Source organism: Thermoactinomyces sp. DSM 45892, assembly GCF_900107305.1.
Taxonomy (GTDB): Bacteria; Bacillota; Bacilli; order Thermoactinomycetales; family Thermoactinomycetaceae; genus Baia.
Map to the genome: position 1 here is coordinate 1 of NZ_FNPL01000028.1, position 13,333 is coordinate 13,333.

Annotated in this window: 12 protein-coding genes and 1 tRNA gene; 8 read left to right on the plus strand and 5 right to left on the minus strand. The window is 41.9% G+C overall.

Annotation, left to right across the window (positions count from 1 at the left end; genetic code table 11):
- Nucleotides 1-291 precede the first annotated feature (291 nt).
- Complete coding sequence (locus tag BLU58_RS15690; RefSeq protein WP_093293770.1) at nucleotides 292-2,202, plus strand: beta-glucoside-specific PTS transporter subunit IIABC; 1,911 nt, start codon at nucleotides 292-294, stop codon at nucleotides 2,200-2,202.
- Nucleotides 2,199-3,632, plus strand: a complete 1,434-nt coding sequence (locus BLU58_RS15695; protein WP_093293773.1) for a 6-phospho-beta-glucosidase — start codon at nucleotides 2,199-2,201, stop codon at nucleotides 3,630-3,632. The genes BLU58_RS15690 and BLU58_RS15695 overlap by 4 nt, the downstream gene beginning before the upstream one ends.
- 119 nt (nucleotides 3,633-3,751) lie before the next feature.
- On the opposite strand, the gene BLU58_RS15700 is transcribed toward BLU58_RS15695, so the two are convergent.
- Nucleotides 3,752-4,738 (minus strand): MBL fold metallo-hydrolase, encoded by a 987-nt coding sequence (locus BLU58_RS15700; RefSeq protein ID WP_093293775.1) that lies wholly within the window; start codon nucleotides 4,736-4,738, stop codon nucleotides 3,752-3,754.
- A 324-nt stretch (nucleotides 4,739-5,062) separates the two neighbouring features.
- Between BLU58_RS15700 and BLU58_RS15705 the strand changes: the two genes are divergently transcribed.
- From BLU58_RS15705 to rnz, 3 genes are all read left to right on the plus strand, one after another.
- Complete coding sequence (locus BLU58_RS15705) at nucleotides 5,063-5,368, plus strand: alpha-helical endospore appendage domain-containing protein (protein ID WP_093293777.1); 306 nt, start codon at nucleotides 5,063-5,065, stop codon at nucleotides 5,366-5,368.
- A gap of 280 nt (nucleotides 5,369-5,648) precedes the next feature.
- Nucleotides 5,649-6,446, plus strand: coding sequence for an HAD family hydrolase (locus BLU58_RS15710; protein ID WP_176786724.1), 798 nt, complete (start codon nucleotides 5,649-5,651; stop codon nucleotides 6,444-6,446).
- A 38-nt stretch (nucleotides 6,447-6,484) separates the two neighbouring features.
- Complete coding sequence (rnz, locus tag BLU58_RS15715; protein ID WP_093293782.1) at nucleotides 6,485-7,438, plus strand: ribonuclease Z; 954 nt, start codon at nucleotides 6,485-6,487, stop codon at nucleotides 7,436-7,438.
- A 13-nt stretch (nucleotides 7,439-7,451) separates the two neighbouring features.
- On the opposite strand, the gene BLU58_RS15720 is transcribed toward rnz, so the two are convergent.
- Nucleotides 7,452-8,657 (minus strand): MFS transporter, encoded by a 1,206-nt coding sequence (locus BLU58_RS15720; protein WP_176786725.1) that lies wholly within the window; start codon nucleotides 8,655-8,657, stop codon nucleotides 7,452-7,454.
- Nucleotides 8,658-8,890: 233 nt separating this feature from the next.
- Between BLU58_RS15720 and BLU58_RS15725 the strand changes: the two genes are divergently transcribed.
- The 3 genes from BLU58_RS15725 to BLU58_RS15735 all read left to right on the plus strand — a co-directional run bounded on the left by BLU58_RS15725 (nucleotide 8,891) and on the right by BLU58_RS15735 (nucleotide 11,552).
- Nucleotides 8,891-9,184, plus strand: a complete 294-nt coding sequence (locus BLU58_RS15725) for a hypothetical protein (protein WP_093293787.1) — start codon at nucleotides 8,891-8,893, stop codon at nucleotides 9,182-9,184.
- A gap of 211 nt (nucleotides 9,185-9,395) precedes the next feature.
- Entirely contained in the window at nucleotides 9,396-10,889 is a 1,494-nt protein-coding gene (locus tag BLU58_RS15730) for a S8 family peptidase (RefSeq protein ID WP_176786726.1), read from the plus strand.
- A 99-nt stretch (nucleotides 10,890-10,988) separates the two neighbouring features.
- Nucleotides 10,989-11,552, plus strand: coding sequence for a 3'-5' exonuclease (locus BLU58_RS15735; RefSeq protein WP_093293791.1), 564 nt, complete (start codon nucleotides 10,989-10,991; stop codon nucleotides 11,550-11,552).
- A 73-nt stretch (nucleotides 11,553-11,625) separates the two neighbouring features.
- Here the strand turns inward: BLU58_RS15735 and BLU58_RS15740 are convergent.
- From BLU58_RS15740 to BLU58_RS15750, 3 genes are all read right to left on the minus strand, one after another.
- A tRNA-Leu gene (locus BLU58_RS15740) sits at nucleotides 11,626-11,709 on the minus strand.
- 476 nt (nucleotides 11,710-12,185) lie between these two features.
- Complete coding sequence (locus BLU58_RS15745) at nucleotides 12,186-12,446, minus strand: Rha family transcriptional regulator (RefSeq protein ID WP_093293793.1); 261 nt, start codon at nucleotides 12,444-12,446, stop codon at nucleotides 12,186-12,188.
- A 440-nt stretch (nucleotides 12,447-12,886) separates the two neighbouring features.
- On the minus strand, nucleotides 12,887-13,255 hold the full coding sequence (locus tag BLU58_RS15750) for a hypothetical protein (RefSeq protein ID WP_255404756.1): 369 nt from the start codon (nucleotides 13,253-13,255) through the stop codon (nucleotides 12,887-12,889).
- Between the last annotated feature and the right edge of the window lie 78 nt (nucleotides 13,256-13,333).

A 13,333-nucleotide genomic window follows, 5' to 3' on the forward strand; every position in this document is an offset into this window, starting at 1 on the left:
AACTAAATGCCTTTCGGCTAACGCCGAACCGAAATTCACCACCCACTTAACTAACGTTTGAAGTGGGTGTACTCTTTCAGAAGAGGGATAGAAATCAAGTATATAGCAATCAAGATGAAAGACGAAGTTAACTATTAATAAATATTTACATGCTAATTAATAATATAACCAATGAATAAAGATTGTTCATTTATGATAATAACTAATATTTGTTTATTGAAACCGATTTCATCTACATATATAGTTAAACTAAATATTAGTACAGCTAAATGTTAAATAAGGAGACTCACCATGAAATATGATCAACTAGCACAAGATATTTTACAAAATGTTGGTGGCAAAGAAAACGTTAACAGTTTGGCTCATTGTGTAACTCGTTTACGCTTTCAGTTGAAGGATGAGAGTAAGGCTAATACGGAAGCACTGAAAAACATGGATGGTGTGATCACGGTTATGCAAAGCGGTGGTCAGTATCAAGTTGTCATCGGGAATCATGTGCCTGATGTATACAAAGCTGTAGTAGACGTAGGAGGACTAGACACGCAAACTCCTGTGAATGCGAAAGAAGACGAAAAAAAACAGGGCTTATTTAATCGCATTATTGATATCTTCTCTAGCATTTTCACACCTATTCTCGGAGTTTTAGCAGCTACGGGGATGATCAAGGGCTTTAATGAATTATTTGTAACGCTGGAATGGTTCACACGCGAGTCAGGAACGTACCAGATATTAAACGCTGTTGGGGACTCACTCTTTTATTTCTTCCCGATCTTCCTAGGATATACAGTAAGTAAAAAATTTGGTGGCAATCCTTTTATAGGGATGGCGATTGGAGCGGCATTGGTTTATCCAGCCCTATCTGGTATATCAGGAGGGAAACCGCTTTATACCTTATTTGCTGGAACGATGTTTGAATCGCCGATTCATATTACCTTCTTGGGCATTCCTGTAATCTTAATGAGTTATGCATCGTCCGTGATCCCGATTATCTTTGCCGCTTCTTTTGGAGCAAAGGTAGAAAAAGGGCTAAACCGAGTGATTCCCGATGTAGTAAAAGCATTCTTAGTTCCCTTTTTAACTTTACTAATCGTGGTACCGCTTACCTTCCTGATAATAGGACCAATTACTACGTGGGGAGGTCAGCTATTAGGACAAGCTACACTCTGGGTTTATCACTTAAGCCCTCTCGTAGCTGGCTTACTCCTTGGTGGTTTTTGGCAGGTCTTTGTCATCTTCGGTCTCCATTGGGGCATCATTCCGATTGGCATGAACAACATTGCCGTTAATCATATGGACCCAATCCAGCCACTAGCCTTTAGTGCAGCCTTTGCACAAATTGGTGTTGTGCTCGCGGTCTGGCTTAAAACATCCGATAAAAAAATCAAGACCCTCGGGATTCCAGCCTTTATTTCAGGTGTTTTCGGGGTAACTGAGCCTGCCATTTATGGGATTACACTTCCTTTGAAAAAGCCATTTATCATCAGTTGTATTGCGGCTGGTATAGGTGGAGCGATTTCGGGTGTATTTGGTTCCGTAAACTACATGGTGGGGGGCCTTGGGATCTTTGAACTCCCCGTCTACGTTAGTCCGAAAGATGGAATTACAGCAGGGTTTTGGGGCGCTATCATCGCGATGACCGTTGCCTTTATCCTTGGATTTATCCTTACTTCTCTGCTCGGTTTTAAGGAAGCTCCGAAGAAAGAAGACGTTAAGAAGGAAGGGAAAGATGAAAAAACTTCTGGATTAGAGCTATTGAGTCCTCTCACCGGCGAAGTAAAACTTCTACCAAATATAAAAGATGCTGCCTTCGCATCGGGTGCTCTCGGTAAAGGAGTTGCCATTGAACCTTCAGAAGGCAAACTATTTGCTCCTGTTTCTGGCACTGTCTCCGTCCTCTTCCCGACACATCATGCAATCGGAATTACTACAGACGATGGGGCAGAAATTTTAATCCATATTGGAATGGACACAGTACAGTTAAACGGTTCCTTTTTCACACCTCATGTTGAGCAAGGTTCCCGTGTCGAGAGGGGACAACTATTAATTGACTTTGACATAGAAGAGATTAGAAAAGCAGGGTTTGCTTTGACAACCCCAATCGTGATTACGAATCAAGATCAATTCATTATCACCACAGTGAGTGAACAACGGGTTCGTGTAGGGGATCATTTGATGAAATGGGAGAGGGGACAAACAACATGAATCATTTTCCAAAAGGATTTCTATGGGGAGGAGCCATCGCTGCCAATCAAGCCGATGGCGCATATCTAGCAGACGGAAAAGGTCTAACCATCGTTGACCTTCTCCCTACTGGTGAAAAACGTTGGCCTATTATGGATGGCAGATTAAAATCTTTTACACCTGAGCCAGGAGAATTTTACCCATCTCACGATGCAATCGATTTCTATCACCAATTTAAAGAAGATATTGCTCTATTTGCAGAAATGGGCTTTAAAGCACTTCGCATTTCCATCTCTTGGGCACGTATTTTTCCAAATGGCAATGATGAGAAACCAAATGAAGCTGGCTTACGATTTTATGATCAATTATTCGATGAACTCCTGCGCCATGGAATCGAACCGATCGTCACCCTTGCCCACTTTGATGTACCGATTCACCTTGTAGAGACATACGGAGGCTGGAGAGATCGGAAGCTAGTCCATCTCTTTGAAACCTATTCGAGGACTCTCTTTACTCGCTACAAAGAGAAGGTTACATATTGGATGACCTTCAATGAAATTAATATGCTCCTACACGCACCATTCCTCGGGGCTGGTCTGATATTTCAAGAGGGAGAAAATCGAAAACAGATTCAATACCAAGCCGCTCATCATCAGCTCGTAGCAAGTGCGCTAGCTGTAAAAGCATGCCACGAAACCATTCCCGAGGCAAAAATCGGGTGCATGCTCGCTGCTGGAACGGTCTATCCATACTCTTGCAATCCAGACGATGTCTTCCAGGCGATGGAAAAAGATCGCGAATCCTTCTTCTTCATTGACGTTCAGTCAAGAGGAGAGTATCCTGGCTATGCGAAACGCTTCTTCCAAGATCACCAGTTAACGATTGAGATGGAAGAAGGCGACGAAGAGATTTTAAAGAAATATACTGTAGATTATATCGGATTTAGCTACTACTCTAGCCAAGTAACCAGCACTGATCCAGAAATCCTTAAAAACACAACGGGGGGCAATATTTTTGCTTCGATTGATAACCCTTACGTAGAAAAGTCCGAATGGGGTTGGATCATTGACTCTAAAGGCCTACGGATCACTGCCAATCAACTCTATGATCGTTATCAAAAGCCATTATTCGTAGTCGAAAACGGTCTAGGAGCAGTAGACGAATTAACTCCTGAGGGAGAAATACACGACGACTACCGAATCAACTACCTACAAGCCCATATCAAAGAAATGGCCGAAGCGATAAAAGACGGCGTAGATATCATCGGTTACACCAGTTGGGGGCCTATCGATATCGTCAGTGCCTCCACAGGTGAGATGAAGAAACGATACGGCTACATCTACGTTGATCGAGACAACAATGGCAACGGTACCCTAAAAAGAATACGTAAGAAAAGTTTCTACTGGTACAAGCAAGTTATCGAATCCAATGGCGAAAATCTTGATTCATAACACTGCACCTTAACGGAAAGAGAGCTATTCCAAGTAAAATGTATTGCTTGGAATAGCTCCTTAATATCTAAATGTATAAAATTTTAGTGACGAGATTCAGTAAACCTGACTCTCGTCATTCATGATGAAACTTGCTCTGAACTAGAACGCAAAACACGCCCAGTCTCCACCTCATCTAACACATACATTTCACCTAACTCGCGAATCACCACACAATCCTCCTTCTTACTAGCCTGCGCAGCATCTATCAAGCGTTCGAGGGGCTCCTCTACCGGCTCAAACGATAAGACAAATGTATTCCAATGAATCGGAACTAACTTCTTCGCACCAGAGTCTACAAACATCTTCCACGCTTGTTCCGGTGTACAATGATTTACTTGAAACGATGCCGGCTCATAAGCCCCTATCGGCATAAAAGCGAGGTCGATTTCGCCCCATCTCGGTAACTCCTTACATACATCTGTATAAGCTGTATCTCCCGGATAAAATATCTTCTTATCTCGATAACTAAGAAGAAAACCCGTATATCCCTGCTTTCGACTCCATGGATATCGCTTTCCCCAATGCACCACAGGGATCGCTTGGATCACAAGACCATTAGACAGAACCATGTTATCCCACTTTCCATCTAATTCTCGAACTTCCTTTGCCCCTAGCTTCCGGAGCAAATGAGATATGCCAGAAGTCGTAATAATCACGGTTTCGGAAGTAACAACCTTTCGTAATGATGACAGGTCCAGATGATCCATGTGCGCATGTGATAGAAGCACCACATCGACAGGTTCTATGCCCTCTACATCAATAGCGGGACTTGTATGACGCTTGGGCCCCATTTTCCAATTATCTCCCCAACCTAGAGGAATCCCTATGCGCTCCGTTAAAACAGGATCCGTTATAATCCGAATCCCATAAAACTGAATCAGCACCGTAGAATGACCGATCCATCCCACCGTCACACGCTCTTGATCCCACTGAGCTGGATCGATTCTCTTAGGCGGCACTTGATAAGGTGGATTCGGCATTTGCGACATTTTATAAAATAGAAATCCTACTACGAGCAGGATGAGGGTAACCACGCAAAATAAGAAGGTAAACAATATACCCATCTAGCTCACTCCTTTTACCTTGTTTCTCTACTATAACGGAACTGCATTAAACAATCACATCAAAAAGATTAAGTCTTTGTTATCAATTCATCCTATTATCTATTCTCATTTTGACAAAAAAGATAGAGAACCATACGTAGACCATCAGTTTTATATACTCAACTAGGCAGATGTCCTGGCTGTAGACTAAAATTCCTTGGTATCTCCACTCTACTAGACAAGTGCCTTTTAATTAGGCCAGTCCCCTCATTCCTTTCTGGGACCATACCCAGCCCACGGGCATACACATAGTAGAAAATAAACACCTATTCAGGAGGAATGAACATGTCTCAAGCGAATATCCCTAATATTTCCCCTAACATTACCATTACAAGAGATGACGCAATTAATCTACTCTTATCTTCGATTGCACTTGAAGAATTAGGACTTAGCCACATTATTAATGCGGAGGGCGAAAAGCTTCAGTACATCTTAGGAACCTTGCCAGGTTTTACTCCCCCAGCACAACCCACTATAACGGATTTACTTGTTATCAATAACAGTGTCCGTGAAACCATTCGTGAGATTAGAAAGAAAGAATGGATCTTAAACGAGAAATTAGAAACCGTTTTAGGGGCAGACAATACTTAAACTGGAATCATTTAGTATATAACAAAGAGACACATCCCTGATGGATCCGACCTATCAGGGCATGTGTTTATTAAAATCATTGCTTATTACTCCAATACCTTTCCTTCACGCACGATCAGGGATGTTCTCTTTAGAGCATATGTTTGTATATACAACCCATTCCCATTACAATAGAATCACTCTATATCATTTTTTCATCAATAAAAATTTTGATTTATAAATAGTTTGTTTCCTTTTAGCAAGAATATAGATAACAAAACCATAAGAGATGAGCGATACGATGATCCAATTATTTGTAACAGACCTAGATAATACCTTACTAAATGACCAAAAAGAAATTAACCCAGAAGATCAACTGGCACTCGAAAAGCTAATGGCAACAGGTGTGAAGATCTGTTTAGCATCTGGACGGAGCGATCATGAGCTGATTAAAGTAATGAATAACCTAGAAGCTAAATACCATCGAATTAGCCAAAATGGCGCCTATGTTCGCACTCCAGAAGGGATACACCTTCGTTCAACTGTATTTGAAGGCGATCTGGCCAAGCGAATATATGAATCTGCTGAGGAAAAAAATTTATTTGGATTTATTGCAACCGAAGACCGCATCCTCATACCCAACCGGGATCATCCCAGCATCCCACAAATTGAAGAAGGACTTAAAATCGAGTTTGAAGAATACCCAGAAGCGCTCCTTGAAATTGGTCAACAGCTCCAACCAAGCAAATTATGCTATTTTGGCACAGAAGATCAATTATACGATCTTCAAAGCCACATCGAATATCATTTTCCAGATGAAGTAGACAGCTATATTTCGGATGTCCACTGTGTAGACTTTATGCCTAAACATGTATCCAAAGGCACTGCGTTAGCATATTTATTGGACTACCTTCAAATCCAGTCAGACGCCGTGGCTTGTGCAGGCGACTCCTACAATGATATATCCATGTTCGAACTCATTCCACATAGCTTCGTTATGAAACATGCCCATCCAGAAGTGAAAGCTTATGCCAATCGCGAAATTCAATCTGTTTCAGAAGCCGTAGAATGGGTCCTTCAGTATAACAAAAACGTGTAAAATATAGAGAACATGACGGAGAGGGAGGGGAAAAATATATGCGGATCCAGTTTTTAGGCACAGGGGCAGGAATCCCTTCCAAACAGCGAAATGTGTCATCATTAGCGATTCAATGGTACCAACACGGCGGACAAACCTGGTTGATCGATTGTGGAGAAGCAACACAACACCAAATCCTTCAATATCCAGTCAAGTTAAATAAAATTAATCAAATCTTTATCACCCACCTACACGGCGATCATATCTACGGGTTACCCGGACTACTTGGAAGCCGTTCCTTTCAAGGCGGTGAATCCCCCCTACGCATCTACGCACCAAAGGGGTTACGGGAATGGATCCATATTTCCTTACAAATTAGTGAAACGCACCTTCATTATCCTCTGGAAATCATCGAGATTTATGATGGGATGACTTGGTCTGATGACTCCTTTCACTATGCAGTAAGGCAATTAGAACACGGCGTCCCTTCTTTCGGATTCCGCTTCGAAGAACAGAGTCAGTCAGGAGCCTTACAAGTACATAAACTACAGCAGAGGGGAATTCCACCTAGTCCCCTTTATCAACAGTTGAAGAAGGGAAAGAAAATTCAGCTAGAAGATGGGACCTGGCTAAATGGTGCTGATTACTTATCTGATCCAGTACAAGGCCTTCATATGGCTGTAATCGGTGATACCCGATTCACCTCAGCCATCCATGAATTAGCAGAGGGTGTAGACCTCCTCATCCATGAAGCTACCTTCCGTGCAGAACAAGAAGAACTTGCCCGAAACTTCTTCCACTCCACCAGCACACAGGCCGCCACGATCGCCAAGCTAGCAAGCGTGAAACAATTAATTCTGAATCACATCAGTTCTCGGTATCAATCCGACGAGATCGAACAACTACTTGCCGAAGCGCAGGCCATCTTCCCTCAGACCCTCATTGCTCATGATGGATTCTCCTTTGAGTGGGATCAAAAACAAGTACAAAAAATAAGAGCCTGTCCAAATTGACAGGCTCTTACCTCTAACTAGCTTGCTTTTCTACATTCGAGCTCGGTTCAAGTCGAACTGCTCCTCGAACTGGATATACGATTGCCAATATCACAAAGGCCAGCAAACTACTTCCGAGGAAATAGAATAAACCATTTCCACCAGTACCATGGATTAAGAGAGATCCCAGATAAGGGCCTGCGATCGAACCACAGCTAAAGTGCATTCCTGCAACAGCATTCCCTAGCGGTAGATAGCTTTTTGGTAATAAGTCAGTTAAATAGGTTAACCCGAGCGAAAAAAGTGAACCTACTAACCCTCCAACAAGCGCAAATGCGATGACCAGTGCAAACATCGAGTCCATCAAGTACGGGATCATCAACATCCCTAATCCACCTATCAGACAAACGATCATCAGCAGATTTTTCCGCCCCCACTTTTGGCTTAACATCCCTAGAGGAACTTGGAAAAGCAAACTTCCCAAGACAAATGTACCGATCAAATAAGCGATCGAATCTGCTGATAGGTTCGAGCGAAGTCCGATGATCGGAAAATTCCCAGCAAGTGCCGTTTCCAAAAAAGCATATAAGATAGGCGGACAAAGAGCGATCAGTCCGACTCGATAAACCACCGAAAGATGTAATTTTTCTTTACTCGCTTCAGGTTGACTTAAGAATGAAGTGCGTCCACCTTCCAAACGCATCATCAAAGGTACTGTTATCGCTAGTAATAAACCAACTGCCATAAACGGAACATGAAGCCCAAATGGTAACAATTTCAAAAATAAGGGTCCAATACCAAATCCAAGACTATAACTAAATCCATATAGCGATATCCGCTTCCCTTTTTGATCATCAGGGCATGTAGAAGTAATCCATAATTGAGTGGTAAAGTGCAATAGGCTGTCCCCAGCTCCTACTAAAATTCGAAGCAATATCCAGACCCAGAATCCCGTCACATACGGGAATAAAAACATACAGATTGCTGCGCTTAATAAGCCAATCGCAATAGCTGTACGGTATCCGACCTTCCGAACCACTTTCGCAGAAAAAGGGGTCATGATCAGCATACCCACATACAACATCGAGGTTCCTAGACCATTCTGAGTCGCGCTCATACCTTGCTTCTCGAGTAGAATAGTCAGTAGAGGAATCAACATACCTTGTGTTACACCTGCCACTGCTACGATCCAAATCAATATATAAAACCGCTTCTGTGACCATTGCTGAATTTGAATCATTCGCATCCCCTTCTCATCTAGTAGTCAATTTGACTATTATATCGATTTATTAAATAATGAGCAAGGCGAAATAAATGGAGGGTCTAAAAAATAATAGGGTATAATATCATAAAATTTTACCTCAAAAACTTGACTAAATTTCAACTTCGAGGTATATTTTATTAAATATTAGAAATTTTTTCTGGTATTTGGGTTTTTTTACATATTGTTTAACTACTTAGAGGTGGTTTGCTGTGCGGAAGTTTGAGCTATCTGTTTTTGGAAGCTGGACCTTAAAAAAGTTTGCATCAAAGCGAAAATTAGAATTGTGGGCAGATCAACAGTGTATCGGGGCAATAAAATTATACAACGTTATCGCTAGAGGAACACATTACTCAGGGAAAATAGAAGTAATTACCGATTTGGATCTATCTAGCTTTTTTCAAAAGCATAGACACTCCTATATCAAACGTAATTACACCGATAACGGAAAATATACAGAAGAGCGTACCCCCGTCTACATCAGTCCAAGTGTATTTATTTATTAAATAAGACAGATCCAATAAAAACAAGGGTAGTAATGCCTCTCTCTCTACTTGAAAACTAGATATGGAACCTTACTACCCAATACGAACTTATTTTACCTATCCCACAAAAGGGACAACCTATTATTTCTTACTAAAGAGAATATTTTTAATATTAATTCAATATGGTAAGATATATTTTGCATGGTATCCTTTTACAAAAGGTGGGAATCCGATGCGTTCACGAAAAGCTAAGATATGGGCAGTGATCAGTGCTGCCGTTTTCCTCGTCATTTTTTTGACCTCTTGGTTTATCGTTTGGAACTGGACAGAAGAAAAGCCAGCTGAAACAGAGAATGAAACCACACCCATCGCTCAATCAAGAATCGTTGTAAAGGTAAAACCCTCCATCCAACTCCCTTATCAAGATAACGCCGAACAATCCCTTAATCAAGAGCATAAGTCATCCTTTCCTTCGGATCTAAAATTAAAAAAACTATTTACCTCCGCTGATCCAAAGCAACTTCAATCCATGCAACAGCAAACAAATAAGAGCCAAAAATCAGATGATCAAGTAGATCTCCTCCGTTACTTTGTAGTCGATGTTCCCCAAGGTTCAAACCCCGATGAGCTAGCCCAGCAACTAGCCAAGTCCCAGTTCGTCGAAACTGCTTATGTAGAAGGAATCCCCGTCATTCCCCCAGCTGTGAATCCTAACAATGATCCCTTATCCCCCAATCAAGGTTATCTCAATCCAGCTCCAAACGGCATCAATGCTAAATTTGCTTGGAATCATCCCGGGGGAGATGGCACTAATGTTACTGTGGCCGATCTAGAGCAAGGATGGAATCTATCCCATCAGGATCTCATCGCCCAAAATATCTCCATTATTTCAGGACTAAGCCGAACCTCTCATAGTCATGGAACCAGCGTTTTAGGCGAATTAGTCTCCACCGATAACACAGTCGGCACAGTTGGAATCGTCCCACATGCCACAGCCAAAGTCGTCTCCCAATGGCGCACCAACTCTATCTATAGCACTGCGGATGCCATCCTAAGCGCGGCGCAAAACTTAGCAAAAGGAGACGTCCTACTATTAGAAGCCCAAACCACCTATCCAACCATGTCGAATTATTTACCAGTAGAAGTAGAAGACGCTGTTTATGATGCGATCCGTTTCGCAACGAATAAAGGGATAACCGTCGTGGAAGCAGCCGGAAATGGCTCTAATAATCTAGACAACTTCCGCAATCAAGCAGGCAAATATATCTTGAATCGCAATCATGCTAACTTTCGGGACTCTGGAGCCATCATGGTCGGAGCAGCCTCTTCCTCTGTTCCTCATGCACGATTATCTTTCTCAAATTACGGTAGCCGCATTGATTGCTACGGCTGGGGCCAAAATGTCACCACAACCACCGGAAACGTCGGGCAAAACACAAGCTATACACACTCCTTTAGCGGTACATCTAGTGCCTCGCCTATCATCGCTGGAGCCGCGGCTTCCCTAAATGGGATCACTAAAGCAGGCTATAACGGCTTCACATACAGTCCCGCTGATATCCGTACCATTTTAAAATACTCTTCCTTCTCTACACCTTCAGCTAGCGCTAATGACAGAATTGGCCGTATGCCTAACCTAAAGGCCATCACTGAATACGTGCTACGGATCGAGTCAAATTCCAAGTCACAAAATGTAATCCCCCCAAAACTTCCTATAAAGGAATAAATTCAATTTTTTATCGCTGGATAGCAGGCATTTACCCTGTATTCAGCGTATTTTTTATGTGAAGTTATCTAATATTTATTTTAGAGAGGAGGGAATCGTTTGAAAAACCTTATGGTTCTCGACGTGAAAACCACCTGCTACGCTCTCGGACAAGCACCCGCCGATTTTATCCCCGAAATCATACGCATCCAAGCGATTATTCTACACACAGATCGTATGCGTATTCTCGAAAAATACCACTGCCACATCCAACCGACCATATTCCCTCGCTTATCTCCATTTTGCACCGAATTCACCCATATTCGGCAACAAGAAGTAGACAGAGGGATCCCTTACCAAGAAGCCATGAAATCCATCAGCAAACTCACTACGCAATACCAAACCATTCCTGCTTTTTGGGGATATTATGGCCACCTACAATTAGTTCGCCAATGTAAGAGACTTCAAGTTCTACTTCCGATCCCCAAGCGCTTTATCACCATAAAACATAACTACAGCAAATTTTATCGACTAGAGTATATGAAAAAATTAGGTCACGTCCTCCAATATCATGGTCTAGAATCCTCAGTTCCTCCTACAGATCCGATAGCAGATGCGAAAAAAGTAGCCAAAATCATATCCATCCTACTCGAAGAAGGCTGGGAGCATCGTTATCTAAAATAAAACACGAAAACATAAAGAAGCCACCCAACCCCTGCATCGGATAACAAAGGTAAGGTGGCTTATGTATAAGTACTGGTACCGAAGGTGGGACTCGAACCCACACTCCTCGCGGAACGCGATTTTGAGTCGCGCGCGTCTGCCATTCCGCCACTTCGGCATATAGAAACCGTTGAAAGACAAGGCTTTCGGTACGAATTTAACCTATAAGTTCATTCGTATTATTCGTTTATATTCGCACTATCTTTGAAAATCTCATGAAATCTATTAACTAAGGTCGTGCGAACTATGTTTTTAATCCTAACATCTTCGTGAACCCCCTGTCAATATGCAAAAAACGATTCTCCATATAAAAAAGAGAAGGCATCTCCCTCCATTCAATCTTTCTTATTGATTCTAATTTGACTAAATCTGAGTCAAAATTCGCTTGTCTTTCTGAAATAAAACCTAACCCGAAAAAGACCCCTTATTATAAGGAGTCACTTCAACAAATTGGGCGCAATTCAATAAGAAACCATCTACCCACCTACAGGTTGTGTAGCGGATGAAACTGCTGTTAGATGAGTAGGTTCGATTTCTAAATTTGTAGACAAGAACACGCTTGCCCAAACTAATGCACACACAAAACCAATTCTACTACACCCCTCGGTAGCCCATCACAAGGAACATAAGTCCGTTTTTTGTGAGGGTGTACTTGGAATATGTTCTTCCTTTCAAATCTGTGTGGGAGATCTCCGCAAAGTTGCGGAGATTGAATTCGGTACTAGAATCAAGGTTTCTAATTGATCTCAATACATCATCATGACGCTTTCCAAACACTTCGGCCACCATGAGGGAATCTGTCACCACCTTCTCATTTTCGATAAATACTAGCTGGTTGTTATTGCTGTTGTCCATTAAAGAATCATCCTCTTCTGTTTGATTTATGATTATTTCCTTCTACTTACATAAGCGTAGAGATCAGAGAAGAGGGGACATTTAATTTTTAAAAAAGATTACTTGTTTATTTTTCTACACATCTACTCTATCAATGCCATCCATTATGCCTTTACATATATACCTGTAATACACAATCACTACCGAATCATTAACACATGTGAACTTGCATGTGTAATTACTTGTTGCTCTTTTTACACACCCTACAGGAAGGATAATGCGTAATCCCTCCTGCGAGGATAACCGTTAATCCCTCCTGGGGAGATAAACGGATGGATCTGGTATGGTCTTTTCTCCATCTAGACTAACTAAATACCCATCATCACTAACTCTCGGGCTCCAGCTCGGAAAGTAGAGTTTGTACCTCTTCGTGCCTTCATAGTAGTGAACCGATCTAATTATCAAGCCATTCGCTTCCAGCACGTCAGCAAAGTACTTAATCCGATCCTTCGTCTACATAAATCCTCGGTTATCCTCTTGTAACTGACGAAACATGCCCCGTACTTCTCGTTAGGTTCTCCGTTTTCCTTATAGGCTTGTCCATTTACATATGATAGAAGATAGAAATAGAATGCTACAACGTCCCTGATCTCTGGGAGCCGACCAACCTTCTTTGCCCCTGTTGCGAGCTTGGCTTTCGTATTAGCTTCGTTAGATTCTCGGAAGATGCGAGGAAAGACTAGACGGATTACCTCTCGCTTGTAAATTTCATAGTTTTCGCTCGCCATTGCTTCGGCTTTGTCGTTCGGATGAATGGTTTTACTCTCCATATATAGTCCCCCTATAGTTTAGTGCCTTCACTTCTGTTAGCGTATGGCTACTAAGAAGAAGGACAAATATAAATAGAA